The following is a 25,127-nucleotide window of genomic DNA, read 5'->3' on the forward strand; positions in this document are numbered from 1 at the left end:
CTCACAGGGCTCCTGGTTTCGTCCATCCCCGCAAGAGAGAGGACGACACCCATGGCCCGCACAAATACCGCCCCCGCCGCATCTTTCGAGTCGCTTGAAACCGATCTCGACAAAAAATTCGCCTATCCGGCATCCAGCAAGACCTACCTGACCGGCAGCCGCCCCGATATCCGCGTGCCGCTGCGCACGATCCTGCAGACGTCCACGCGCACGGACAAGGGCGAGATGTCCAATCCGCCGATTCCCGTGTACGACACCTCGGGCCCGTACAGCGATCCGGACATCCATATCGACCTGAAGGCCGGCCTGCCATCGGTGCGCGGCAAGTGGATCGAAGAGCGAGGCGACACCGAAGTGCTGTCCGGCCTGTCGTCGGAATACGGCCTGGCACGCGCCGCTGATCCGGCCACCGCGCACCTGCGCTTTGCCCAGCTGACCAACCCGCGCCGCGCCAAGGCCGGCGCCAACGTGTCGCAGATGCACTATGCGCGCCGCGGCATCATCACSCCSGAGATGGAATACGTGGCGCTGCGCGAGTCGCTGAACCTGCAAGCGCTGTACGACAAGCCCGAATACAAGGCGCTGCTGCGCCAGCACCCCGGCAATGCGCTGGGTGCCGCGCTGCCGCTGCGCCCGGAAGACATGACGCCGGAATTCGTGCGCAAGGAAATCGCCGCCGGCCGCGCCATCATTCCCGCCAACATCAACCACACCGAACTGGAGCCGATGGCGATCGGGCGCAATTTCCGCGTCAAGATCAACGGCAACCTGGGCAACTCCGCCGTGACGTCGTCGCTGGCCGAGGAWGTGGAAAAGATGGTGTGGTCGATCCGCTGGGGCGCCGACACCATCATGGATCTGTCCACCGGCAAGCACATCCATGAAACCCGCGAGTGGATCCTGCGCAATTCGCCGGTGCCCATCGGCACGGTGCCCATCTACCAGGCGCTGGACAAGACCGGCGGCATCGCCGAGGACCTGACCTGGGAAATGTTCCGCGACACGCTGATCGAGCAGGCCGAGCAGGGCGTGGACTACTTCACCATCCACGCCGGCGTGCTGCTGCGCTATGTGCCGATGACCGCGGACCGCGTCACCGGCATCGTCTCGCGCGGTGGTTCGATCATGGCCAAGTGGTGCCTGGCGCATCACAAGGAAAACTTCCTGTACACGCACTTCGACGAGATCTGCGAAATCATGAAGGCGTACGACGTGTCGTTCAGCCTCGGTGATGGCCTGCGTCCCGGCTGTATCGCCGACTCCAACGACGACGCCCAGTTCGGCGAACTGCGCACGCTCGGCGAGCTGACCGACAAGGCCTGGAAGCACGACGTGCAGGTCATGATCGAAGGCCCGGGCCACGTGCCGCTGCAGCGCATCCAGGCCAACATGGATGAAGAGCTGAAGCACTGCTACGAAGCGCCGTTCTACACGCTCGGACCGCTGGTGACGGACATCGCCCCCGGCTACGACCACATCACCAGCGGCATCGGCGCGGCCAATATCGGCTGGWTSGGCACSGCSATGCTSTGCTACGTCACGCCSAAGGAGCACYTGGGCCTGCCGRACAAGSAMGACGTGCGCGAAGGCATCATCACCTACAAGATCGCCGCCCACGCGGCCGACCTTGCCAAGGGCTGGCCGGGCGCGCAGCTGCGCGACAACGCACTGTCCAAGGCGCGCTTCGAGTTCCGCTGGGAAGACCAGTTCAACCTCGGCCTGGACCCGGAACGCGCGCGTTCGTACCACGACGCCACGCTGCCGGCCGAAGGCGCCAAGATCGCGCATTTCTGCTCGATGTGCGGTCCCAAGTTCTGCTCGATGAAGATCACGCAGGAAGTGCGCGACTACGCCGCTTCGCTCAAGCCGGAAGCCGAGAAAGGCATGCAGGAAAAGTCGATCGAGTTCGTCAAGAGCGGCAGCAAGATCTACTCGTAAGGCAATGCAATGGGTGCGGCGCTCGCCAACGTGGGCGCCGCATGCGAAGTTCTGTGCCCTTCCCGATGGACAGGGCACGCCATGACTTAAAGGAGGCCGGCGCGCCGCCGCGCAGTCGCGGCGAGCACCGGCACAACCATCCCCATGACAACGCAGTCGTTTGATGTGGCCGTGCTCGGCGCCGGTCTGGCCGGGCGCCTTTCCGCCTGGCAACTGGTACGTGCCGGCCTGCGCGTGGCGCTGGTCGAACGCGCCGGCCCCGATGGCGCCGGCTCGGCCGCGCATGTGGCGGCGGCGATGCTGGCGCCCCTGGCGGAATCCGCCATCGCCGAGCGCCGCATCGTCGAGCTGGGCACCGCCAGCGTCGACCTGTGGCGCGCCTGGGTGGCCGAATTGCCGGAGCCGGTGTTCTTCCAGGAGGACGGCACGCTGGTGGTCTGGCATACCCGCGACCGCAGCGAGATGTCGCTGTTCACCAGCCGCGTGCGCGCGGTGGCGCCGCCCGAGCTGGTGGCGGAGCGCATGCGCGCGCTCGACGGCAACGGCGTGGCCGCTCTCGAGCCTGCGCTGGCGGGCCGCTTTTCCCAGGGCCTGCTGCTGGCCGGTGAAGGCCAGCTCGACAATCGCGGCACGTTGCGCGCGTTGCTGGCCTGCGCGGTTGGCGGCGGCCTGCATTGCGTGTGGGAAGCCGGCGAAGTCGAGGCCGGCGACCTGCCGGCGCTTGGCATCTGCGCACGCGTGGTGCTGGATTGCCGCGGCCTTGGCGCGCGCGCGGCGTGGCCCGGGCAGCCGGCCGCGCACGGCAGCATGCCGGGTTTGCGCGGGCTGCGCGGCGAAGTGGTGCGCGTGCACGCGCCCGAAGTCAAGCTGCATCGCCCGGTGCGCCTGCTGCATCCGCGCTATCCGATCTATATCGCGCCCAAGCCCAACGATCTGTACGTGATCGGCGCCACTGAACTCGAAAGCGAGGACGATTCGCCGATGAGCGTGCGCTCGGCGCTGGAACTACTGTCGGCGGCGTATTCGCTGCATCCGGCGTTCGGCGAGGCGCGCGTGCTGGAACTCAATGTGCAGCGCCGCCCGACGCGCCCGGACCACCTGCCGGCCATCCGCGTCGACCAGCATGCCCGCATCGTGCGCCTCAACGGCCTGTACCGGCATGGCTTCCTGATCGCGCCGGCAGTCACCGAGGCAGCCTGCCAGGTAGTGCGGGCCCTGCTCGATGACGACCCCGCGGCCTATGCCGTGCCGGCAGCGCTGCGCTGGCCCGGCATGATCGTGGCCGCGCTTGATACCGTTGCCGGCTCGCCGGTGCTGCACTGAACGGAACAGAACAGAACGCCCATGGATATCGTGCTCAACGGCCGTCCGCTGGCTCTTGCCGACAACGCCACCCTGGCCGACGCGGTGGCTGGCGCCGGCATCGCGCCGCCCTTTGCCGCCGCGCTCAACGGCCAGTTCGTGCCGCGCGCCGCGCATGCGGCCACCGCGCTCGCCGCCGGCGACCGCATCGACCTTGTGCAACCCGTGACGGGAGGCTGACCCAACATGACCCTCAATACCGCTGAATCGCGCCGCGACCTGCTCGGCGATCCCTTCGTGCTCTATGGCGAGTCGTTCGCCTCGCGCCTGTTGCTGGGCACCGCGCGCTATCCGTCTCCCGCCACCTTGCAGGCCGCGGTGGAAGTGGCAAAGCCTGCCATGCTGACGGTGGCGCTGCGCCGCCAGGGCGCGGTCGGAGAAGGCGAGGGCGGCCAGGCCTTCTGGCAGATGCTCAGGTCGCTGGACGTGCCGGTACTGCCCAATACCGCCGGCTGCATGGCGCCGCAGGAAGCCATCACCACCGCCATGATGGCGCGCGAGGTGTTCGAGACCGACTGGATCAAGCTCGAGCTGGTTGGCGACGACTACACCCTGCAGCCCGATACGCTCAACCTGCCTGCCGTGGCCGAGACGCTGATCAAGGAAGGCTTCAAGGTGCTGCCGTATTGCACGGAAGACCTGGTGCTGTGCCGCCGGCTGCTTGATGTCGGCTGCCAGGCGCTGATGCCCTGGGCCGCGCCGATCGGCACCGGCAAGGGCGCCGTCAACCCGCACGCCATGCGCCTGCTGCGCGAACGGCTGCCGGATACGCCGCTGATCGTCGATGCCGGCCTTGGCCTGCCATCGCATGCAGCCCAGGTACTGGAGTGGGGCTACGACGGCGTGCTGCTGAACACCGCCGTGGCGCAAGCCGCCTACCCGGTGAACATGGCCCGCGCTTTCGCGCTGGCCGTCGACGCCGGCCGCACCGCCTACCTGGCCGGCCCCATGCCCGAGCGCGACATTGCGCAGGCGAGCACGCCGGTGGTGGGCATGCCGTTCTGGCACGCCGAAGGCGTGGAGGACCGCGCATGACGAGCCACAGTATCCAGGCCGGTGTCGACGCCGCGCTGCACGACACACTGCTGGCGCGCTACGGCGCCACATTCGGCAGCAATGAGAAAGCGTGGCGCGTATGGACGCAGGCCGCCGTGCCCGCCGCGCTCGGCGATGCCGACGTGGTGCTGTTCGACGGCGAAGCCGATGCCGGCACGCTGGCGCGCATCGGCGCCGCCGGCGCCATCGCCATCGAAAGCGACCGCGAGGGCGGGCAATGGAGCGATACCGTGCGCTCGCCGATGGGCACCTGGGTGTTCAACGCCCATGCCGACGGCGACACCGCGCACTCGCCGGCCTTCGTGGCCGTGCTGCTGGCTTGCCTGGCACTGCATTTTCCCGCGCATGACGCACTCTGCCTGGCGCGTGCATGGCAGCCCGGCTCGCAGGAATGGCCGGTGGAATTCGCGCGATTCCCACGCGTGCGCCATGCCGCGCTGGTCGCGCCGGAGTCGCGCGTCGAGCCATTCGCGCCGTGCCCGCCGCTGGGCTTGTATGCGGTGGTGCCGAGTGCCGAGTGGATCGAGCGCCTGGTGCCGCTGGCGGTGCCCACGGTGCAGTTGCGCTTCAAGTCGGACGATGCGCAGGCCGTGCGCAGTGAAATCGAGCGCGCTGCGAACGCCGCGCGTGGCAGCGCGTCGCGCCTGTTTATCAACGACCACTGGCGTGCGGCTATCGACTATCACGCCAGCCACGGCAACGACAGCGCGGCCAGCGGCATCTACGGTATCCACCTCGGCCAGGAAGATCTCGACGAAGCAGACCTCGATGCGCTGCGCGCCTCCGGGCTGCGGCTTGGTGTGTCCACGCACGGCTATGCGGAGATGCTGCGCGTGGCGATGATCGGCCCGAGCTACCTGGCGCTGGGCGCGATTTTCCCGACCACCACCAAGGTGATGCCGACCGCGCCGCAGGGGCTGGGGCGCTTCCATGCGTACGTCAGGCTGATGCGGCCCGTGGTGCCTTCGCTGGTGGGCATCGGAGGCGTCGACGCGGCACGGTTGCCGCAGGTGCTGGCCGCGGGCGTGGGCAGCGCGGCGGTGGTCCGCGCGATTACCGAGGCGGCGGATGTGCCGGCCGCGGTGAGCAACCTGCTGGGAATGTTCCCGGAGGCATGAATGCCTCCGGCCCGTAGGTTGGCCAGGCGGGAACCCGGGCCCGCCACCACTGCCATAACACCCATGCCACCTGCAGACATCCGCCTTGCCACGCCGGCGGACATATCCACTCTCCCCGCCATCGAACGCGCCGCCGCCGCGCTATTCCCTGCGGTTGACCTGCCAGCGGCGCTGCGCGAGCAAGTCACCCCGATCGAAGACTTCCGGCGCGCGCAGCGCGAGTGCCGCCTGTGGGTTGCCATCGCCACCGACGGCACCGTCGCCGGCTTCGCGCTGGCCAGCCTGCATGGACATCACGCCTACCTCGACGAGATGGATGTGCATCCCATCCATGCCCGCCGCGGCTTCGGCCGCGCACTGGTGAACGCCGTAGCCGTTTCTTTCCGTCAGCAGGGCGTGCAATCGCTAGGCCTCACCACGTTCAGCCACCTCCCCTGGAACGCGCCGTTCTATGCGCGCCTCGGCTTTCGCCGGCTCGACGACGCCGGCCTCTGCCCCCGGCTGGCCGCCGTGCTGACGCACGAGGCCATTCTTGGCCTGCGGCAGCGCATTGCCATGCGCCTGGTGCTGCAGGCGCCGCATTGCGTTACGATAGCGCCGTGTCATCCACCCCGGCGAACACCGTGATCTCGCCCCAGTTCATCAGCCGCGTCTGCCTGCGGCGCGACATCGTCGACAGCTTCGAGCGCTATCCCTTCTGCCTGCTGGCGGTGCGCACGCTGGATGCGATAGCGATGCATCCCAAGGTCACCTTCCTGGTCGGCGAGAACGGCTCGGGCAAAACCACGCTGATGGAGGCCATCGCCGTGCTGCGCGTGCTGCTCGATGGTGAGCCGGGCGAAGCGAAAGAGCCGACCTGAATGCTGCGCTGTCCCACTCTGGTCGCTTCCTTGTTGATGCTGCTTGTCACATTCAGTGCAGGGGATGCGCGCTGGATGGACGGCGTTGGTTTTCTTGACCACGCGTTGCAGGGCGGTGTCCTTGTCTGGATATTCCTGTTTTGCCTGCTGGCCTACATTCCGCTGCTGGTGCTGGTCGCCAGCTACGCGCTGCGCGATCTGATGGCGCTCTACCTCTATAGAACCCGGCGCGCAGTCGTCAGCCTGCTCTTGTTTGTCGTGATTCCGTCCATTGCGCTTTACCGCTTCAATGCGTGGTTCGTCCGGGAGATCCTGTAGGGCACAAGAGCGTGCGGTGAACGGCCAGGTCCGCACCATGCGCATCGCGTTGGCGTTACGATTGCGGCCGGCGATGCCGTGGCCGAAGGCCAGGCCGTGGTGGAATTCGCAGAACTCGAACAAGGAAACCCTGTTTTGGAAAGTCCCGCTCAGATTGTCCCGGTTGCGCCGGGCACGCCCGAGAAGCCCTATTTCGGCATCGACGTGCCGCTGATGCGCCATCTCGGCCTGCAACCCGTGCAGATGGAGGCGGGCCTGTGCCGCACGCGCCTGCCGGTCAGCCCGTTCCTGGTCAACAGCCGGGGCGACGTACATGGCGGCACCTTGATGGCGACGCTGGATTTCACGCTCAGCGGCGCGGCGCGCTCGCATGCGCCGCTCGATACCGGCGTGATCACCATCGATATGTCCACGCACTTCCTGGCCGCCGCGCGCGGTGAACTGCACCTGGAAGCGCGCTGCATGCGGCGCGGCGCGCGCATCGCTTTTTGCGAAGGCGAAGTGAAGAATGCCGCCGGCGAGGTGGTGTGCGTGGCGCGCGCGGCGTTCAAGCTGGTGCCGCTGAGCAGCGGCGGCGACTGACGCTTCAGGCGTTGCCGCTGGCCGGACGATAGACTTGGGCGAAGCGCGCCTGCTGGACGATGCCGTAGTCGTTCGGGGCGTACTGCATCAGCCAGTCGCCGGCCGCGCCATGCAGTACGTCGCCGCCGGTGGAGCGGGCAATGCTGAAGGCTTCGTTCATGCGTTTGGCGAGCACGACGCCCGGGATGTTCCGGTAGGCGCCGTCCTGGCCGTGCGTGCCGGTTTGCAGCGGTTCGTACTTCGGGTCGAAACGCTCGCGCGATACGACCCAGCGGTCGCCGGTGGAGCCGGTGATGATGGCGTCGCCGGGCTGGTAGCGGTTGGGGCCTTCGAGGCTGATGAGTTCGCCGGGTTCCTTGGCGAAGGCTACCTGGACGACTTCATGCTTTTGGTAGGGGGCGGCGGCGGGGTCGGTGCGCAGGTCGATGTGGGTCAGGGTGGGCATGGTGCGATAAGGGCCTGAAAGCTCAAAGTCAAAGTCAAAGTCAAAGGCAGTTTCACTCCCCTGCGGGGAGCGACCTGCTTTCTTGGCTTGCCAAGAAAGTAGGCAAAGAAGGCGCCCCATACGGCCTCTAACGCCGTCACGGCTCGCTTCGCTTCGCATTGGGGGGGCTGCTCGTGTTTCACCCCAGTACCCGCGGCGCAAAGCCGTGGTTCAGCGGCCCGTTGCCCGCCCCAAGCTCAAAGTCGGCGCCCGCCACGATCGCATCGGCCACAAAATCCAGCGCCACTTCCACCGCATCTTCCAGCGTATCGCCGCGCGCGAGTTGCGCCGCGATGGCCGCCGCCAGCGTGCAGCCGGTGCCATGCAGGTTGCGGGTTTCAACGCGTGGATGGGAGAACACGCGCACGGTGCCGTCGGCGCCCAGCAGCAGGTCGTCCAGGCCGGCATCTTCCGGCTCCAGGTGCCCGCCCTTGAGCAGCACCGCCGGGCAGCCCAGCGCGGCCAGGTCGCGTGCCGCCTGCTCCATTTCGTCACGCCGGGTGATCTTGCGGCCCAGCAGATAGGACGCTTCCGGCAGGTTGGGCGTGACCAGCGCGGCGCGCGGGAACAGCAGGCTGACCATGGCCCGGGTGGTGGCGTCGTCCGCCAGCGTGGCGCCGGAGGTGGAGATCATCACGGGGTCCACCACCAGCCGGCGGATGCCGTGGCGGTCCACCGCGGCGGCTACCGCTTCGACGATGGCCGCCGTGCCCAGCATGCCGGTCTTGGCCGCATCCACCCCGATATCGCTGGCCACCGCGTCGATCTGCGCCGCCACCATGTCGGCCGGGATGGCGTGCACGCCGGTCACGCCCAGGGTGTTCTGGGCGGTGATGGCGGTGATCGCGCTCATGCCGAAGCAGCCCAGCGCGGCAAAGGTCTTGAGATCGGCCTGGATGCCGGCGCCGCCGCCCGAGTCGGAGCCGGCGATGGTCAGGGTGCGCGGGGGGCGGTGTGTCGTCTGGGTCATGTATCGGACGGGCGGCAAATAAAAAACGTGTTGGCGGCAATGCGCGGCGCCTTTTGGCAGGCTACAATACCGCCACTCCGAGGAGCGTTGCAACGAATGGGCCCCATTGTGCCATTCGCCAGGCTCGGACTGTCTTCAACGGCGCTCGCTGATCCGTGGCACATACACGGAGGCGAGTCGACCTATCCGCCCGTTATGCAAAGTGGCTTTTTCCGCCACGGCATGGCGCGGCCGTATCCCCCGCACTTGTCCTTCGTCGCCACTCTTCATCGGAGTGAAACATGAACGCAGTGACTGACCTCAAGAACGACTACCTGGTGGCCGACATCAACCTCGCAGGCTGGGGCCGCAAGGAAATCGCCATCGCCGAGACCGAGATGCCCGGCCTGATGGCCATCCGCGACGAGTTCGCCGCCGCCCAGCCCCTGAAGGGCGCGCGCATCGCCGGCTCGCTGCACATGACCATCCAGACCGCCGTGCTGATCGAGACGCTGGCCGCGCTCGGCGCCGACGTGCGCTGGGCTTCGTGCAACATCTTCTCGACCCAGGACCATGCTGCCGCGGCCATCGCCGCCTCGGGCACGCCGGTGTTCGCCTTCAAGGGCGAATCGCTGAAGGAATACTGGGACTTCACSCAYCGCATCTTCGACTGGGCGGATGGCGGCACCCCCAACATGATCCTGGACGACGGCGGCGACGCCACGCTGCTGCTGCACCTGGGCGCCCGCGCCGAGAAGGACGCATCGCTGATCGCCAAGCCGGGCAGCGAGGAAGAGACCTTCCTGTTCGCCGCGATCAAGGAAAAGCTGGCCAAGGACCCGTCCTGGTACAGCCGTAATCTGGACGCCATCAAGGGCGTGACCGAGGAAACCACCACGGGCGTGCACCGCCTGTACCAGATGGCGCAAAAGGGCGAGCTCAAGTTCCCCGCCATCAACGTCAACGACTCGGTGACCAAGAGCAAGTTCGACAACCTGTATGGCTGCCGTGAATCGCTGGTGGACGGCATCAAGCGCGCCACCGACGTGATGATCGCCGGCAAGGTTGCGCTGGTGGCCGGCTACGGCGACGTGGGCAAGGGCAGCGCGCAGGCACTGCGCGCCCTGTCGGCCCAGGTGTGGGTGACCGAAGTCGACCCGATCTGCGCGCTGCAGGCCGCGATGGAAGGCTACCGCGTGGTGACCATGGAATACGCTGCCGACAAGGCCGACATCTTCGTCACCTGCACCGGCAACTACCACGTCATTACCCATGACCACATGGCCAAGATGAAGGACCAGGCCATCGTCTGCAACATCGGCCACTTCGACAACGAGATCGACATCGCCTCGCTGGAAAAGTACGAGTGGGACGAGATCAAGCCGCAGGTCGACCATGTGGTCTTCCCCGCGGTTGGCGACCAGCCGGGCAAGAAGCTGATCATCCTGGCCAAGGGCCGCCTGGTGAACCTGGGCTGCGGCACGGGCCACCCGTCGTACGTGATGAGCAGCTCGTTCGCCAACCAGACCATCGCCCAGATCGAACTGTGGCAGGAACGCGATAGCGGCAAGTACCCGGTCGGCGTCTACACGCTGCCCAAGCATCTGGACGAGAAGGTCGCGCGCCTGCAGCTGAAGAAGCTCAACGCGCAACTGTCCGAGCTGACCGAGCAGCAGGCAGCCTATATCGGCGTGAAGAAGGAAGGCCCGTACAAGGCCGATCACTACCGCTATTGATCCGCTGATCAGCAGATCGGCTTTTGATCTGTCTCTGACCGATCCCCGGATCGTCAACCCGCGGCGTGCCCACGCCGCGGGCGTGCTGCCCCGAATCCGTTTCACCCAAGCGAAGGAGTCGTCATGAGACTGTTGGCCGTCTGGATCATCAATGCCGCCGCGCTGTTCCTGGTGGGTAGCCTGATCGATGGGATTCATCTTGGCGGCTTCGGCTCGGCCATGATTGCCGCCCTGGTGCTCGGCCTGGTGAATACCTTGATCCGCCCGATCCTGGTGATCCTCACCTTGCCGGTGACGCTGCTGACGCTTGGCCTGTTTATCTTCGTGATCAACGCGCTGCTGTTCCTGTTCGTGGGCAAGCTGCTGGCCGGTTTCGTGGTCACCGGCTTTGGCGCGGCCTTGCTAGGCTCGATCCTCTACAGCGTGATCTCCTGGGCGCTATCCAGCCTGCTGCTGGGCGAGCGCCGCAGCGCCTGACGCCTGCTGGCGTCCCATGCCAATTTTTCAGCGCGCCGCGCCATAGGCGGCGCGCCACCATCATGCAAGACCGCTACTTCAGCTTCGAATTCTTCCCGCCCAAGACGGCGGAGGGCGCCGAGAAGCTGCGCAACACGCGTGCGCAACTCGCTCCGCTGCATCCCAAGTTCATCTCGGTGACGTTCGGCGCCGGCGGCACCACCCAGCAGGGCACGCTGGATGCCGTGCTGGAAATCCAGCGCGAAGGCATCGAGGCCGCGCCGCACCTGTCGTGCGTGGGTTCCTCGCGCGAGAGCATCCGCGATATCCTCAAGACCTATCGCGATGGCGGCATCCGCCATATCGTGGCGCTGCGCGGCGACATGCCATCGGGCATGGGCGAGATCGGCGAGTTCCGCTTTGCCAATGAGCTGGTGGAATTCATCCGCGCCGAGACCGGCGACTGGTTCAATATCGAAGTGGCGGCCTATCCCGAGTACCACCCGCAGGCCAAGTCGCCGCGCCACGATCTCGAGAATTTCGTGCGCAAGGTCAAGGCCGGCGCCGACTCCGCCATCACCCAGTACTTCTTCAACGCCGACGCGTACTTCCGCTTCGTCGACGACGTGCGCGCCATGGGCGTGGAAGTGCCGATCGTGCCGGGCATCATGCCGATCACCAATTCCTCGCAGCTGATGCGCTTCTCCGAGATGTGCGGCGCCGAAGTGCCGCGCTGGGTGGCCAAGCGGCTGGAAGGCTTTGGCGACGATCGCGAATCGATCCGCGCCTTTGGCCTGGACGTGGTCACCGCGCTGTGCGAGCGTTTGCTGGCGGCCGGCGTACCGGGGCTGCATTTCTATACGCTCAACACGGCCAGCGCGACCAAGGCGATCTGGCAGCGCCTGAAGCTCTAAGGCATCTCTCAGCGCCAGACGCGATGCCACGCCGCCCCGATCCCTTCATCGACCATCTGCTCGAACTGATGGGGCCGCTGGCGGCGCGCATCGGGCCGATCACCTCGCGCCGCATGTTCGGCGGCCATGCCTTGTACTACGACGGCCTGGTGTTCGCGCTGGTCCTGGGCGGGCGCTGCTTCCTGAAAGTCGACGACAAGACGCGGGCGCGTTTCAAGGCCGAGGGCGGCGAGCCGTTCCGCTACAACCGTGCCGGGCGCGAGATCGCCATGCTTCACTACCTGAGCGCGCCGCCGGCCTGCCTGGAGTCGGCCGAGGCCATGACGGCCTGGGCGCGCCTGTCGGTGGAATCCACGCTGCGGCTGGCCAACCAGGCTGGCTGAACGGCGGACCGGAACCCGTTCCGGCACCCGGCCGCGCGGTGGCATACTTTGGCTCATGGTCACCGCCGTCACCGCTACGTTTCGTTTCTACGAGGAACTGAACGACTTCCTGCCGCGTGCGCAGCGCGGACTGGACTGCGTTTGCGCCTGCGCGCGCGCCGCCACCGTCAAGCACATGATCGAGGCGCTGGGGGTACCGCACACCGAGGTCGAGCTGATCCTGGTGAACGGCGAGTCATGTGGATTCGAGCGCCCGCTGCAGGATGGCGACCGCGTGTCCGTTTATCCCAAGTTCGAAGCCTTCGACGTCACACCGTTGCTGCGCGTGCGCGACGAGCCACTACGCACCACGCGCTTCGTTGCCGACGCCCATCTGGGCGGGCTGGCCCACCTGCTGCGGCTGACCGGCTTCGACACCCTCTACGACAACCATTTCGCCGATAGCGAGATCGAGGCCATCGCCATGCGCGAGGGACGCATCGTGCTCACGCGTGACCGCGAACTGCTCAAGCGCCGCGGCGTCACCCACGGCTGCTATGTGCGCGCCATCAAGGCCACGCCGCAGTTGCGCGAGATCTTCGCGCGACTGGACCTGGCCCGCAGCGCGCGGCCGTTCTCGCTGTGCCTGGATTGCAATGTGCCGCTGCGGCCGATCGGCAAGGCCGAGGTGGATGGCCGCGTGCCGGCGGGCGTGTTTGCGCGGCAGGAGCGGTTTGTGACTTGCGGGTGCTGTCAGAGGGTGTTTTGGGAGGGGTCGCATTGGCGGCATATGAGGGATTTGGTGGATGAGTTGGTGCCTGCGGGGCGGATTTAGTTGGTGGCTTGTTTGTTTGAGGCGATGGCCTTTGGACCCGAGAGCCTTACAACATCCCTCTGCTGGGGTGGTCGCAGTTTCTTTGATCGGCGATGGTTATTGCACCCAAGTGCGTACGACATCCCCCTGCGGGGGACGCCGGTCACTCTTTTTTGCTTCGGCAAAGAAGACTAACGAGAAGAAAGCCGACCCTGCCGGGGGCAGAGCAATCGCGGGTGCGCAGGGTGCTGGTTTCGTCGTATGGGCAGCGGTTCTGCTGGTATCTGCCGTTACCGGCTTGCAGGGCAGCGCAATGGCGTGCCCCATGGGTTTCGTGGTGCGGCCCCTGACCTCGTGTGCAGTGCCCATTCCCACATCTGCCGTTCGCGGTGCGAGGGGCTGCGCCGTTTCGGGTGTGGCTGGTTTCGTGGTTTTGTCTCGGAGAGCAGGCGCGGTGATGTTCGAGCGTGACCCTCGCGAACCGGGCCACCACCACGAAACCAAGGGCATTGAGAGCAAGGTGCCGCTCGCGCCGGTACGGCAGGGCATCAAATGGCAGGGCGCCCGCCGCCAGAGACAAAACCACGAAACCACCAAGGCGGGCAGCGTCGTGGCGCTCGGCACCGCGAACGGCAGATGGCCGAATGGTCACCGCGCCCGAGGTTGGGGGCCCCACCACGTGACCAATGGGTAATGCAGTGGCGATGTCCTTCAAGCCGGTGAGGCACGCCAGCCAACACTCAGGGCCGTACGACGAAACCACCGAGGCCCATCAGCCTTATTGCTCTGCCCCCGGCAGGGTCGGCTTTCTTCTCGTTAGTCTTCTTTGCCGAAGCAAAGAAGAGTGACCGGCGTCCCCCGCAGGGGGATGTCGTACGCACTTGGGTGCAATAACCATCGCCGATCAAAGAAACTGCGACCAACCCCACAGGGGGTGAGCTTCCCCCGAAATTTCGCCTTCCAAGAGGTGAGGTATAACCTCAACCAGTTGGAAGGAAGCGAAATGCGAAAGATACCGAAACAGGAATTCACTGCGGAGTTCAAGGAACAGGCCGTCAGGCAACTGCGTGCCGGGAAGACGACAGGAGAGCTGGCTGCGGAATTGGGCGTGTCTGATCAGACACTGCGCAACTGGCGCAAGGCCGCCGAGGCCGGCAAGCTCAATGGGGCTGGTGCCAAGCCTGTGACTGCTGAACAGATGGAGCTGTCGCGCCTGCGCGCGGAGAACAAGCGCTTGGCGATGGAGCTTGAAATCGCAAAAAAGGCAGCGGCGTACTTCGCGAGGGACCTTCTGTGAAGTACGCCTGGATCGAGCGGGAACGAGCCACCTATCCGCTGGTGATTCTCTGTAATGTCCTGACGGTTAGTGTGAACGGCTATCGGGCCTGGAAGCGCGGCGGCACACCGTCGCGCAAGCGCCTGACCGATACGCAAATGATGGCGTTGATCCGCGCGACCCATGCCCAGCTCAAAGGCGCATATGGATCGCCACGCATGCTCCGGGAAATCCGTGCGCGAGGCTTCCCAGCCTCCAAGGAACGGGTCGAGCGGCTGATGCGCGAGAACGGCATTCGCGCCCGGCACAAGCGGCGCTGGCGGGCAACGACGAATTCCAGGCACTCGCTGCCGATCGCGCCGAACCGACTGGAGCGCAACTTCACGCCCGCCGCGCCAAATCAGGTTTGGACGGCGGACATGACCTACATCTGGACCGACGAAGGCTGGCTGTATCTGGCCATCGTGCTTGACCTGTTCAACCGCGAAGTGGTTGGCTGGTCGATTCGGCCCCGGATGACGGCAGATATCGTGACAGATGCGCTGGCGATGGCTTGGTTCCGCCGCAAGCCCGCACCGGGATTGATTCACCACTCGGACCGAGGCAGCCAGTATGCTAGCCAGGCCTTCCAGGCCAAGCTGGTGGATTACGGCATGGTCTGCTCGATGAGTCGCAAAGGGAACTGCTGGGACAATGCCCCGAGCGAGAGCTTCTTCAACAGTCTGAAAAACGAGCGGGTGCATGGCCAGCGCTACGCCACGCACGAGCAAGCCAAAGACGATCTCTTTGACTACATCGAGATCTTTTACAATCGGAGCCGCCGACACTCCACGCTCGGCTATGTGTCCCCGGCACAGTACCTCCGGGACTGGGAACACCCACGGGACATGGCGGCTTGACTCCCTTACCCTTGGAAGGCGAAAAACAAGGGGAATCTCAGGGGATGTCGTACGGCCCGTTGGGCGCAAGAGCCACCGCCGCTCAAAGAAACCGCGAGCACCCCCACAATAAGACACATCCCCAATCCCTCAAAACACCCCCCCCTCACTAACCACCCAATCCATCGGCAAATCATGCTCCTGCGGCTCCAACGCAATCCGGCAGGCCTCATGCCCGATGCCGATCGCAACCGGCGCGTTCCCGCCGGCAGCCAGCGCCGCCAGCGTGCGGTCATAGAACCCACCCCCATAGCCCAGGCGGAACTTATTCGCGCTGAAACCGACACATGGAATCAGCAGGGCGTCTGGCAGCAAGGGCGGCGTGCCGTCGGGCACGGGAATGCCGTAATGCCCGGCAATCATCGGCGTAGCCGGCTCCCACAGGTGGAAATCCAGCGGCGAGCCCGGCCGGCTTACCACCGGCAGGGCCGCTTGCCGCCCGGGGGCGCTGGCCAGCCAGCGCGAGACCACGGCACGGGCGTCGAACTCTTGCTGGATTGGCCAGTAGAAGCCCAGGCGATGCACGGGCAGGCGCTCCAGCAGTGCGCTCAGCGTGGCTTCGATGCCGGCATCTGCGGCGCTGCGCTGTGGCAATGCGCCGCGCAGCGCCAGCAGCTGGCGGCGCAGCGCCGCTCGCTGCACGCCGGGATCAGGCTTTCCGGGCTCGCCGGAGGGGTCGCGAACGTCGTCGCTTGGCATGGCTGCGTGGGATAATGTCTGCGGTTGACCAAACATTGCACGGTCGGACGAGCGCCCTCGAATGGGCTTGCCCGACCGTCACAACAAGGAAGAAGAATGCCGAAGGGAGTATATCCGCAGCGTGCGGCCAAGGCCGCCCTGGCGGCAATCGCGTGCGCGCTGCTCGCCACGCCGGTATTTGCGCAGAAGAAGCCCCAGCCGCAACAGCAACCGCAGTCGCTCACCATCCCGAGCAACCCCGACGACGCTTTCGTGGCGCTGCGCGAAGCCGCCCGCAAGAACGACGTGGTCCGCGCCGACGCCATCTCCGCCACCCTGGTGGACTACCCGATCTCGTCCTACGTCGAGTACTTCCGCATCAAGCCGCAGATGTTCGACGCCAGCGGCCTGGCCCGTATCGACGCCCCCGACGACCAGGTGCGCGCTTTCCTGCAGCGCTACAAGGGCGAAGCCATTGCCGACCGCATGCGCAACGACTGGCTGCTGGTGCTGGGCAAGAAGCGCGACTGGGCCAATTTCGACGTCGAATACCCGCAGTTCGTGCTCAAGGACGATACGCAGGTCGAATGCTATGCGCTGCTGTCGCGTGCGCTCAAGGGCCAGAACGTGGCGGCGGATGCACGCGCCGCGCTGAGCGATCCGAGGTACTACGGCGAAGGCTGTGTCGACCTGATCGGCTACCTGGCACAAAGCCGCCAGATCGAGCCCAGCGACGTGGCTTTCCAGGCGCGCCAGGCGCTCGAGCAGAACTATGTGACCCTGGCCGCGCGCATCGCCGCCACCGCGCCTGACACRCGCGGCGACAGCAACACGCTCGCCACCGTGGTCAAGATGGCGCGCAACGATCCCGCCCAGGCCGCGGCTTTCCTGAGTGCCAACGCCGGCAGCCTGTCGCGCGACGAGCAGGGCTCCGGCTGGGGCGTGATCGGCCAGTTCGCGGCCAAGAAGCTGGCGCCCGAAGCCGCCGGCTACTACCGCCGCCAGATCGACCAGGGCGGCAACCAGTGGCTGTCCGACGAAACCCAGGAGTGGCGCGTGCGCGCCGCGCTGCGCCAGGGCGACTGGAAGCAGGTGCGCCAGGCTGTGGAACTGATGCGCCCCGAACTGCGCGCCAAGGACCCGGCCTGGACCTACTGGTACGGCCGCGCGCTCAAGGCGGACAACCGTGGCGCCGAGGCCGAGAAGCAGTTCCAGTCGATTGCCGGCCAGTTCAGCTTCTACGGCCAGCTGGCCAGCGAGGAACTGGGCAATCGCATCGTGCTGCCGGCCCGCACCCAGGTCAGCGATGCCGAGGTCAACGCCATGCGCACCCGCCCGGGCTTCCTGCGGGCGCAGAAGTTATACGATCTCAACCTGCGCTTCGAGGGCAACCGCGAGTGGAACTGGGAGCTGCGCGGCATGACTGACCGCCAGTTGCTGGCCGCCGCCGACTACGCCCGCCGCATCGAGCTGCTGGACCGCGCAGTCAACACCGCCGACCGCACCCAGGCCGAGCACGACTTCTCGCTGCGCTTCCTGATGCCGTACCGCGACATCATGCAGCGTGCCACCGACGAAGTGGGCCTGGACATGGCATGGGCCTACGGCCTGGTGCGCCAGGAATCGCGCTTCATCATGAACGCGCGCTCCTCGGCGGGCGCCCACGGGCTGATGCAGGTGATGCCGGCCACCGCCAAGTGGGTCGCACGCAAGATCGGCATGTCGGACTTCTCGCCGTCGATGATGAGCGATCCCAATGTCAACATCATGCTTGGCACCAACTACATGAGCATGGTCTTTACCGACCTGGACAGTTCCTGGACGCTGGCATCGGCTGCCTACAACGCGGGTCCCGGCCGACCCAAGAGCTGGCGCTCCAGCCTGCAGCGCCAGGTCGAGGGCGCGATCTTCGCCGAGACCATTCCTTTTTCGGAGACCCGGACCTACGTCAAGAACGTGCTGTCCAACGCCACGTACTATGCTGCATTGATGAGCGGCCGGCCGCAGTCGCTCAAGGATCGCCTGGGCATGGTGGCACCGTCGCAGGTCACCACCACCAGCCTGCCCTGAGCCTCAGGGGCGCGCGGTCTGCCGGCCAATGCGGTTGCCGGTGCGTTCACCAGCCCTGGAGAACGCGCCAGTCATGCCTTGCCACGGAGAAATCCATGCAGATCAGCAATGTTCTAGTGATCGGAGGGGCCGGCTTCGTCGGCAGTCATCTGGTAGCCCGGCTGGCAGGCGTTGCCACCGCATCGGCCACGCCGCTGGAGCCTGGCACCGTCGTGGAGCCGCCCCTCGACCCTGAACGCATCGTGGTCGCCACCCGTGACGCGGAGCACGCGCAGCACCTGCTGCTGCTGCCACGGGTGGAGGTGACCGGGCTGGACGTGAGAAACGATGTCGCGCTGGACGCGGCCATCGGCACGCTCGGCACCGAGGGCATCGTCGTCAACCTGATCGGGATTCTCCACGGCGAACGCGCCGAGCCCTACGGCGAGGCTTTCGCCTTTGCGCATGTGGAGGTGCCGCGGCGCATCGTGGAATCCTGCAGGCGCACCGGTGTCCGCAGGCTGTTGCACATGAGCGCGCTGGGCGCCGACAGCTCGGGCCCGTCGATGTACCTGCGCAGCAAGGGCGACGGCGAGCGCGTCGTGCGCGACAGCGGCCTGGACTGGACCATCGTCCGGCCGTCCGTGATCTTCGGCCCCGACGATCATTTCCTCAATCTCTTCGCCCATATGCAGCAACTGGCGCCGGTGGTGCCGCTGGCCTGCGCGCAGGCGAAATTTCAGCCGGTGTACGTGGAGGACGTGGCGCAGGCCTTCGTCAACGCCATGGCCGCGCCGGCTACCATCGGCCGCGCCTACGACCTGGCGGGACCGCAGGTCTATACGCTGGAGGAACTGGTGCGCTATGCCGGCCGCGCCAGCGGCCATCCGCGCCCGGTCCTGCACCTGCCTGACGCGCTCGCGCGCGTGCAGGCGGCCATGCTGGAACATTTGCCGGGCGCGCCGGTGATGTCGCGCGACAACCTCGACTCCATGCGGCTCGACAGCGTCATGCACGGGGCTATCGCGCCCGAACTTGGCCTGCGCCAGCCGGTGGGGCTCGAAGTGGTGATGACCGACGTGCTGGCGGGCCGTGGGCACGAGAGCTATATGCAGGTTCTGCGGCGTAGCGTATATCGCTGAGCCATCAGCCGCCCGGCGCGGCCGGGCGCAGGTTGATCAGGCACCCGGCCAGGCTGCCCGCTTGTGACCTGGATTCACATCGCTGCGAGCGTAATTCGCTTTGAGGGGCTCGGCGCGGCTGGCTACAATGGTTCGTTCGCCGGCGCGTTGTCCCGCCCGCCCCATCGCGTGGCGGTTTGCCCCGGCCTCACTCTCCCCCATGTTTCCTGCAAGGATTTCGCGATGAAGCTCGTCATCGGCAACAAGAACTACTCGTCCTGGTCGCTGCGCCCCTGGTTGCTGATGCAGCATGCCGGCATCGCCTTCGAGGAAATCAAGGTGCGCCTGTTCGCGCCGGGGTTTGAGGAAGCCGTCGCGCAGCACTCGCCCACGGGCAAGGTGCCGGTGCTGGTCGATGGCGACATCACCGTGTGGGATACGCTGTCGATTGCCGAATACCTGGCCGAATCCTTCCCCGAGAAGCAACTGTGGCCTGCCGACCGCGCGCAGCGGGCGTACGCGCGCTCGATCTGCGCCGAGATGCATTCGGGTTTCGTCAACCTGCGCAGCCAGTTGCCGATGAACGTCACCGCGGTGCTGCCGGGCCGCGGCTGGAACGTGGCGGTACAGCGCGATGTCAGCCGCATCGCCACGATCTGGTCCGAGCTGCGCGCGCGCCATGCCGCCGACGGTCCGTTCCTGTTCGGCACCTTCACCATCGCCGATGCGTACTTCGCGCCGGTGGTCAGCCGCTTTGCCACCTATGGCATCCACCTGCCCGATGCCGCCAAGCAATACGCGGACTTCATTCTCGCGCTGCCGGCCATGCAGGCCTGGATCGCCGATGCGCGCGAAGAGCGCGACTTCCTGGCGTCCGACGAGCCCTACCGGCTGGCCCCCGATCGCGCCGACGCGATCGTGATCAACCATTGAGCATGTCCATGCAGGTGTATGCCGTAGGCGGTGCCATCCGCGACGCCTTGCTGGGCCAGCCCAGCCAGGACCGCGACTACGTCGTGGTGGGCGCGACCCCGGCCGAGATGGAAGCCGCCGGCTACAAGCCGGTGGGCAAGGATTTCCCGGTCTTTCTCCATCCCCGGACCAGGGAGGAGTACGCGCTCGCCCGCACCGAGCGCAAGACCGCGGCGGGTTACAAGGGCTTTGCTTTCTACTGCTCGCCGGACGTGACGCTGGAAGACGACCTGGTGCGGCGCGACCTCACCATCAACGCCATGGCGCAGGCGGTGGACGACGGCGGCGCGCTCGCCGGCCCCGTGATCGATCCCTACGGCGGACAGCGCGATCTTGCCGCGCGGCAGTTCCGGCATGTATCGGATGCCTTTGCCGAAGATCCGGTGCGCATCCTGCGCGTGGCGCGCTTTGCCGCGCGTTTCATCGATTTCACCGTGGCGCCCGAGACGCTGGTGCTGATGCGGCGCATGGTGGAGGCCGGCGAGGTCGACGCGCTGGTGGCCGAGCGCGTCTGGCAGGAACTCGCGCGCGGCCTGATGGAGGCGCGGCCCTCGCGCATGTTCGAGGTGCTGCGCGAATGCGGCGCGCTGGCGCGCCTTCTGCCCGAGCTGGACCGGCTGTGGGGCGTGCCGCAGCGTGCCGATTACCATCCCGAGGTGGATACCGGCGTGCACGTGATGATGGTCGTGGATACCGCCGCCGCGATGGGAGGCTCGCTGGCGGTGCGCTTTGCCGCGCTGGTGCATGACCTGGGCAAGGGCACTACGCCGGATGATGTGCTGCCGCGCCATCTCGGACATGAGCAGCGCAGCGTGGAATTGCTCGAAGCCGTCTGCAAGCGCCTGCGCGTGCCGACCGACTGCCGCGATCTGGCGGTGGTGGTGGCGCGCGAGCACGGCAATATCCATCGTTCGGAGGCGTTCGGCGCGGCGGCATTGACGCGCCTGCTGGAGCGTTGCGATGCGCTGCGCAAGCCGGGGCGTTTTGCGCAGGCGCTGCAGGCATGCGAGGCCGATGCGCGCGGGCGGCTCGGGTTCGAGGACCGGGAGTATCCGCAGACGGCGCGGTTATTGATGGCGCTGGAGGCGGCGGCTTCGGTGGATGCGGGGGCGGTGGCGCGGGAATGCGCTGACAACGTCAGCCTGATCAAGGATCGCGTGCATGCGGCGCGGGTGGCGGCGGTGGCGGCGCGGCTGGGAGAGTAGGGGGCCGCTACAGCAGCTTTCCTACCAGCAACGCCACCATCGACAACAAGATCGTCGAAGCAAACGGCAACACAATCTCCCGTCCGAACAACCGGAACCGCAGGTCCCCCGGCAACCGGCCCAGCCCCAGCTTTTGCAGCCACGGCAGCGCCGCCGATAGCACGATGACGGCCAGGAAGATGGTGAAAGTCCAGCGCAGCATGTTGGCGTGCCTGAGGTGAGGTGCCTGGACTATAGCGCGTGGCTGCGGTCGCCGCGCGCGAATCCCGCCAGCGGCAGCGCCGCATCGAAGTCGCGGGTCAGCGCGATGACCTTGAACAGCTCGCCCATTTCGGCCTCGGACAGCAGCTTTTGCACCGCATTGGCCGCAGGCAGGAAATTGCGCGTGTCGTTGGGGTCCAGCGCCATCAGCAACTCGGTGATGCCGGCATTCATCAGGAAGCGCGCCTGCGAGGCGAAGCCGGCGACGGTCAGCCCGGCATCGGCGGCGGCGTGGGCGATRCCGSTGAAGTTGACGTGSGCGGTGATGTCCTGCAGGCCGGGGTAGAGGAAGGGATCCGGGTGGGCGTGRTGGCGGTAGTGGCACATCAGCGTGCCGCCGACCCGCTGCGGATGGTAATACTCCGCAGTGGGAAAACCGTAGTCGATCAGGAATACCGCGCCACGCGTCAGCATCGTACCCACCGCCCGCATGAAGCCTTCCGCCTCGGCGTGGGTTTCGGTGACGATGTCGTGGTCGCCGGGCACGGCGTGCAGCGCTTCGGGCAGGGCGTCGGCTGCTACCGGGCGGTCGGAAAAGACAAAGGCGGCGTCCGTTTCACCGGCATCGTCGTCCCGGCGGGCTACGCCGCGCTCCAGCCAGCGGCCATGGCTGCGGGCAAACAGCCGCACCGGCATGGCATCGAGCACTTCATTGCCGACGACGATCCCTTCGAAATGTCCGGGCAGCGTATCCAGCCAGCTCACGCGCGGCGCCAGGTGCGGGGCGCGTTCGGCCAGCGTGGCCTGCTGGCGCGCGCGCAGCTCGCCGGACAGTTCGACGATGTCGTAGCGCTCAGGCAACTGGCCTTCCTGCTCCAGCGCGAGCAACAGGTCGGCGGCGAGCCGGCCGGTGCCGGCGCCAAATTCCAGCAACTGCGACAGGCCCTGCGCCAGCAGCGGCGCGAACTGGCGTGCGAGCGTACGGGCGAAGAACGGGCTCAGTTCGGGGGCGGTGATGAAGTCGCTGCCGTCGCGCGCGTCGCGGCCGAACTTGGCGGCGCCGCCGCTGTAGTAGCCCAGGTCGGGCGCATATAGCGCAAGCGCCATATAACGGTCGAAACCAAGCCAGCCGCCTGCGTCGTCGATGGCCTGGCCGATGTGCGCGGTCAGCGCGGCGGACGCCGAGAGTGCGTCCGCGGGGGGAAGGGGTAAACTAGCGCCTTTGTGCATACCGCGATTGTAGCAATGCCAGCCTCCGAATCTCCTGACTCCGCATCGCCTGCCGGCGCCACCGCCGCCGCAGCCTCCGCTACCCCCGCGCGCGGCGTTGCGCTCGTGACCGGCGCCGCGCGCCGGCTCGGGCGCGTGATCGCGCTGGAACTGGCCGCCCGCGGCTGGGACGTGGCGGTCCACTGCCACCGCTCGCTGGCCGAGGCCGAGACGCTGGCCGGGCAGATCCGCGCCGGCGGCCGCCGGGCGGCGGTGCTGCAGGCTGACCTGGCCGACGAGGCGTCCACCGCCAGACTGATCGCTGCCTGCAGCGAAGCGCTGGGCGTGCCGACCTGCCTGGTCAACAATGCCTCGCTGTTCCAATATGACGTGGCGACCAGCTTTTCCTATGCCTCGCTCGACACGCATATGCGCACCAATGTGGCCGCGCCGCTGCTGCTGGCGCGCGAAATGYATCGGGCGCTGTCGGACAAGCAGCGCGGCGTGGTGATTAACCTGCTCGACCAGAAGCTGGACAACCTCAATCCGGATTTCCTGTCATACACGCTGTCCAAGGCGGCGCTGCAGACCGCCACGGTACAACTGGCCCAGGCCCTGGCGCCGAAGTTGCGCGTGGTGGGCGTGGCGCCGGGCATCACCATGGTTTCAGGCGACCAGTCGAGCCCCGGCTTCAAGCGCGCCCACCGCATGACGCCGCTGGGCCAGTCGTCCACTCCCGAGGACATCGCGCAGGCCGTGGCCTACCTGGCCGAGGCGCGCGCCGTGACCGGCACCACGCTTTACGTCGACGGCGGCCAGCACCTGATGCCGCTCGCGCGCGACGTGATGTTCCTGACCGAATGACGTACCCGGCGCGCGTCCCAGACCGCGCGTGCCTTTTCCTACTTTTTCCCCTCTCTCCATCATGACCATGCTCGCCGCCCTCACACACCCCAGCCTGCAGGACTGCCGCCGCATGTTCCTGCGCAACTACGAAGTGCAGATCAATATCGGCGTGCACGAATTCGAGAAAAAAGGCGAGCAGCGCGTGCTGATCAATATCGACCTGTTCGTGCCGCTGGCCCAGAGCACGCCGCACGACGACAAGCTGCAGGAAGTGGTGGACTATGACTTCATGCGCAACACCGTGGCCGAGCGCATGGCGCAAGGCCACGTCCACCTGCAGGAAACGCTGTGCGACGACGTGGCGCGCGCCATGCTCAAGCACCCCAAGGTGCGCGCCGTGCGCGTATCGACCGAAAAGCCCGACGTCTACCCGGACTGCGATTCCGTCGGCGTCGAGGTTTTCCATATCAAGAGCGAGTAAGCCGGCCGGCGCGGGGAGGCCGGCCACGGTAAAATACCCGGTTGTCCGGCCCCGGCAGCCTGCATGTGATGCAACTGCCGCACTGTGCGCCGCTTCGCCTTTTCCTTGTTGTCTCCGTCGCCCCGTCGCCTTATTGCCATGACCGCCACCACGCATTCCAAGAACTTCTTCCGCCTGGAGACCTATCTCCAGTCGCAGACGGGCCGTGCCATCGGCGATTTCAAGATGATCGAGGATGGCGACACGGTGCTGGTGTGCCTGTCTGGCGGCAAGGACTCGTACACCATGCTGTCGGTGCTGATGGCGCTGCAGAAGCGCGCGCCGGTCAAGTTCAAGCTGATCGCGATGAACCTTGACCAGAAGCAGCCGGGCTTCCCCGCGCATATCCTGCCCGCCTACCTGAAATCGGTGGGGGTGGAATATGTGATCGTCGATGCGGATACCTATTCCATCGTCAAGGAGAAGGTGCCCGAGGGCAAGACTACCTGCTCGCTGTGCTCGCGGCTGCGCCGTGGCGTGATCTATCGCACCGCCAAGGAACTGGGCGCCAACAAGATCGCGCTGGGCCACCACCGCGACGACATCATCCAGACCTTTTTCCTGAACCTGTTCTTCGGCGGCAAGATGAAGGCGATGCCGCCCAAGCTGGCCACCGACGACGGCCAGCATATCGTGATCCGTCCGCTGGCCTACTGCCCGGAAAAGGACATCGCCGCCTACGCGCGCGCCATGGAGTACCCCATTATTCCGTGCAATCTGTGCGGTTCGCAGGAGAACCTGCAGCGCAAGAAGGTCAAGGAGATGCTGGTCGAGTGGGAGCGGCAGAATCCGGGCCGCACCGACAATATCTTTGCCGCGCTGCGTAGCGTGGTGCCTTCGCATCTGGCAGATACGGATTTGTTTGACTTCAATGGGCTGGCTACCGGGTTGGCGAAGGTGGATGAGGCTGCGCTGTTTGGCGAGACCACCTTTTCGCAGCAGCCGTTGGTTTTTGCTGGTGGGATGGAGGAGAACAAGTTGGAGTTTGTTCGGTTTGAGAAGGGGGTGGTGGGTGGGGCTGTTGTTGAGTGAGGGTTTGTTGTTGGTTGCAACTTGCAACTTGCAACTGCCTAACGTCAACGTCAAAGGCTTAAAGTCAAAGGCAGTTTCACCACCCCTTCGGGGCGGCGACCTACTTTTTTGTCTTGCCAAAAAAGTAGGCA

The 25,127-nt window shown here is 66.3% G+C and carries 27 protein-coding genes, 1 pseudogene and 1 riboswitch; of the genes and pseudogenes, 23 read left to right on the forward strand and 5 right to left on the reverse strand.

Going from position 1 to position 25,127, the window contains the following annotated elements; all coding sequences use genetic code 11:
• Window positions 1-51: 51 nt before the first annotated feature.
• From thiC to AC1DN0_RS07285, 9 genes and pseudogenes are all read left to right on the forward strand, one after another.
• The gene (gene thiC / locus AC1DN0_RS07245; RefSeq protein ID WP_477145622.1) at window positions 52-1,938 is read left to right on the forward strand and encodes a phosphomethylpyrimidine synthase ThiC; all 1,887 of its coding nucleotides are present in this window, start codon (window positions 52-54) and stop codon (window positions 1,936-1,938) included.
• A gap of 144 nt (window positions 1,939-2,082) precedes the next feature.
• Window positions 2,083-3,261, forward strand: a complete 1,179-nt coding sequence (locus AC1DN0_RS07250; protein WP_477103458.1) for an FAD-dependent oxidoreductase — start codon at window positions 2,083-2,085, stop codon at window positions 3,259-3,261.
• A gap of 21 nt (window positions 3,262-3,282) precedes the next feature.
• A complete protein-coding gene (gene thiS, locus AC1DN0_RS07255; RefSeq protein WP_035868404.1) occupies window positions 3,283-3,480 on the forward strand; it encodes a sulfur carrier protein ThiS in 198 nt (65 codons plus the stop codon).
• Between the two features lie 6 nt (window positions 3,481-3,486).
• Window positions 3,487-4,335 (forward strand): thiazole synthase, encoded by an 849-nt coding sequence (locus tag AC1DN0_RS07260; protein ID WP_441635675.1) that lies wholly within the window; start codon window positions 3,487-3,489, stop codon window positions 4,333-4,335.
• Complete coding sequence (locus AC1DN0_RS07265; RefSeq protein WP_441635677.1) at window positions 4,332-5,474, forward strand: thiamine phosphate synthase; 1,143 nt, start codon at window positions 4,332-4,334, stop codon at window positions 5,472-5,474. The genes AC1DN0_RS07260 and AC1DN0_RS07265 overlap by 4 nt, the downstream gene beginning before the upstream one ends.
• 63 nt (window positions 5,475-5,537) lie before the next feature.
• Window positions 5,538-6,101, forward strand: a complete 564-nt coding sequence (locus tag AC1DN0_RS07270) for a GNAT family N-acetyltransferase (protein WP_441635679.1) — start codon at window positions 5,538-5,540, stop codon at window positions 6,099-6,101.
• Window positions 6,098-6,283, forward strand: a pseudogene (locus AC1DN0_RS07275) (AAA family ATPase); the annotation flags it as partial. The gene AC1DN0_RS07270 and the pseudogene AC1DN0_RS07275, both read left to right, overlap by 4 nt.
• A 51-nt stretch (window positions 6,284-6,334) precedes the next feature.
• Entirely contained in the window at window positions 6,335-6,652 is a 318-nt protein-coding gene (locus AC1DN0_RS07280; RefSeq protein ID WP_441635681.1) for a hypothetical protein, read from the forward strand.
• 135 nt (window positions 6,653-6,787) lie between these two features.
• Window positions 6,788-7,234 (forward strand): PaaI family thioesterase, encoded by a 447-nt coding sequence (locus AC1DN0_RS07285; protein ID WP_045236253.1) that lies wholly within the window; start codon window positions 6,788-6,790, stop codon window positions 7,232-7,234.
• A 4-nt stretch (window positions 7,235-7,238) separates the two neighbouring features.
• Here the strand turns inward: AC1DN0_RS07285 and AC1DN0_RS07290 are convergent, their stop codons facing one another.
• On the reverse strand, window positions 7,239-7,679 hold the full coding sequence (locus AC1DN0_RS07290) for a PGDYG domain-containing protein (RefSeq protein WP_441635683.1): 441 nt from the start codon (window positions 7,677-7,679) through the stop codon (window positions 7,239-7,241).
• A gap of 178 nt (window positions 7,680-7,857) precedes the next feature.
• Window positions 7,858-8,688 carry a bifunctional hydroxymethylpyrimidine kinase/phosphomethylpyrimidine kinase gene (gene thiD / locus AC1DN0_RS07295; RefSeq protein WP_441635685.1) on the reverse strand — a complete coding sequence of 277 codons (831 nt, stop codon included), beginning with the start codon at window positions 8,686-8,688 and terminating at the stop codon, window positions 7,858-7,860.
• Between the two features lie 73 nt (window positions 8,689-8,761).
• A riboswitch (S-adenosyl-L-homocysteine riboswitch) is annotated at window positions 8,762-8,842 on the forward strand.
• 127 nt (window positions 8,843-8,969) lie between these two features.
• On the opposite strand from thiD, the gene ahcY reads away from it, so the two are divergent.
• From ahcY to AC1DN0_RS07330, 7 genes are all read left to right on the forward strand, one after another.
• Window positions 8,970-10,403, forward strand: a complete 1,434-nt coding sequence (gene ahcY, locus AC1DN0_RS07300) for an adenosylhomocysteinase (RefSeq protein WP_441635687.1) — start codon at window positions 8,970-8,972, stop codon at window positions 10,401-10,403.
• Window positions 10,404-10,526: 123 nt separating this feature from the next.
• The gene (locus AC1DN0_RS07305; protein ID WP_035870441.1) at window positions 10,527-10,880 is read left to right on the forward strand and encodes a phage holin family protein; all 354 of its coding nucleotides are present in this window, start codon (window positions 10,527-10,529) and stop codon (window positions 10,878-10,880) included.
• 62 nt (window positions 10,881-10,942) lie between these two features.
• Window positions 10,943-11,773 (forward strand): methylenetetrahydrofolate reductase [NAD(P)H], encoded by an 831-nt coding sequence (gene metF, locus AC1DN0_RS07310; RefSeq protein ID WP_045236164.1) that lies wholly within the window; start codon window positions 10,943-10,945, stop codon window positions 11,771-11,773.
• A 23-nt stretch (window positions 11,774-11,796) separates the two neighbouring features.
• Window positions 11,797-12,156, forward strand: coding sequence for a TfoX/Sxy family protein (locus tag AC1DN0_RS07315; RefSeq protein WP_276289833.1), 360 nt, complete (start codon window positions 11,797-11,799; stop codon window positions 12,154-12,156).
• A 55-nt stretch (window positions 12,157-12,211) separates the two neighbouring features.
• Window positions 12,212-12,970 (forward strand): Mut7-C RNAse domain-containing protein, encoded by a 759-nt coding sequence (locus AC1DN0_RS07320; RefSeq protein WP_441635689.1) that lies wholly within the window; start codon window positions 12,212-12,214, stop codon window positions 12,968-12,970.
• A 436-nt stretch (window positions 12,971-13,406) separates the two neighbouring features.
• Entirely contained in the window at window positions 13,407-13,643 is a 237-nt protein-coding gene (locus tag AC1DN0_RS07325) for a hypothetical protein (RefSeq protein WP_441635691.1), read from the forward strand.
• Window positions 13,644-13,952: 309 nt separating this feature from the next.
• Window positions 13,953-15,124 (forward strand): IS3 family transposase gene (locus AC1DN0_RS07330; protein ID WP_441635693.1). Its coding sequence is split into 2 segments (ribosomal slippage): window positions 13,953-14,217 and window positions 14,217-15,124, totalling 1,173 coding nucleotides; the frame shifts between segments, so codons are not numbered across the junction.
• A gap of 129 nt (window positions 15,125-15,253) precedes the next feature.
• On the opposite strand, the gene AC1DN0_RS07335 is transcribed toward AC1DN0_RS07330, so the two are convergent.
• Complete coding sequence (locus AC1DN0_RS07335; protein ID WP_441635695.1) at window positions 15,254-15,862, reverse strand: 5-formyltetrahydrofolate cyclo-ligase; 609 nt, start codon at window positions 15,860-15,862, stop codon at window positions 15,254-15,256.
• 96 nt (window positions 15,863-15,958) lie between these two features.
• On the opposite strand from AC1DN0_RS07335, the gene AC1DN0_RS07340 reads away from it, so the two are divergent.
• The 4 genes from AC1DN0_RS07340 to AC1DN0_RS07355 all read left to right on the forward strand — a co-directional run bounded on the left by AC1DN0_RS07340 (window position 15,959) and on the right by AC1DN0_RS07355 (window position 21,188).
• Window positions 15,959-17,911: a lytic transglycosylase domain-containing protein gene (locus tag AC1DN0_RS07340; RefSeq protein WP_441635697.1), complete on the forward strand. Its 1,953-nt coding sequence runs from the start codon at window positions 15,959-15,961 to the stop codon at window positions 17,909-17,911.
• Between the two features lie 95 nt (window positions 17,912-18,006).
• Entirely contained in the window at window positions 18,007-19,032 is a 1,026-nt protein-coding gene (locus AC1DN0_RS07345; RefSeq protein ID WP_441635698.1) for a complex I NDUFA9 subunit family protein, read from the forward strand.
• 222 nt (window positions 19,033-19,254) lie between these two features.
• Window positions 19,255-19,944 carry a glutathione S-transferase family protein gene (locus tag AC1DN0_RS07350; protein WP_441635700.1) on the forward strand — a complete coding sequence of 230 codons (690 nt, stop codon included), beginning with the start codon at window positions 19,255-19,257 and terminating at the stop codon, window positions 19,942-19,944.
• 8 nt (window positions 19,945-19,952) lie between these two features.
• Window positions 19,953-21,188: a multifunctional CCA addition/repair protein gene (locus AC1DN0_RS07355; RefSeq protein WP_441635702.1), complete on the forward strand. Its 1,236-nt coding sequence runs from the start codon at window positions 19,953-19,955 to the stop codon at window positions 21,186-21,188.
• Between the two features lie 7 nt (window positions 21,189-21,195).
• Here the strand turns inward: AC1DN0_RS07355 and AC1DN0_RS07360 are convergent, their stop codons facing one another.
• Together AC1DN0_RS07360 and AC1DN0_RS07365 are read right to left on the reverse strand one after the other, a co-directional pair.
• Window positions 21,196-21,390, reverse strand: a complete 195-nt coding sequence (locus tag AC1DN0_RS07360) for a DUF2905 domain-containing protein (protein WP_035870430.1) — start codon at window positions 21,388-21,390, stop codon at window positions 21,196-21,198.
• 29 nt (window positions 21,391-21,419) lie between these two features.
• Window positions 21,420-22,619 carry a class I SAM-dependent methyltransferase gene (locus AC1DN0_RS07365; protein ID WP_477145623.1) on the reverse strand — a complete coding sequence of 400 codons (1,200 nt, stop codon included), beginning with the start codon at window positions 22,617-22,619 and terminating at the stop codon, window positions 21,420-21,422.
• A 15-nt stretch (window positions 22,620-22,634) separates the two neighbouring features.
• On the opposite strand from AC1DN0_RS07365, the gene AC1DN0_RS07370 reads away from it, so the two are divergent.
• From AC1DN0_RS07370 to ttcA, 3 genes are all read left to right on the forward strand, one after another.
• A complete protein-coding gene (locus AC1DN0_RS07370) occupies window positions 22,635-23,462 on the forward strand; it encodes an SDR family oxidoreductase (protein WP_477145624.1) in 828 nt (275 codons plus the stop codon).
• Between the two features lie 61 nt (window positions 23,463-23,523).
• Window positions 23,524-23,925: a dihydroneopterin aldolase gene (locus AC1DN0_RS07375; RefSeq protein ID WP_035870426.1), complete on the forward strand. Its 402-nt coding sequence runs from the start codon at window positions 23,524-23,526 to the stop codon at window positions 23,923-23,925.
• A 138-nt stretch (window positions 23,926-24,063) separates the two neighbouring features.
• The gene (gene ttcA, locus AC1DN0_RS07380; RefSeq protein ID WP_045236154.1) at window positions 24,064-24,996 is read left to right on the forward strand and encodes a tRNA 2-thiocytidine(32) synthetase TtcA; all 933 of its coding nucleotides are present in this window, start codon (window positions 24,064-24,066) and stop codon (window positions 24,994-24,996) included.
• Window positions 24,997-25,127 lie beyond the last annotated feature (131 nt).

It is taken from the genome of Cupriavidus sp. 05N39 (genome assembly GCF_056397325.1).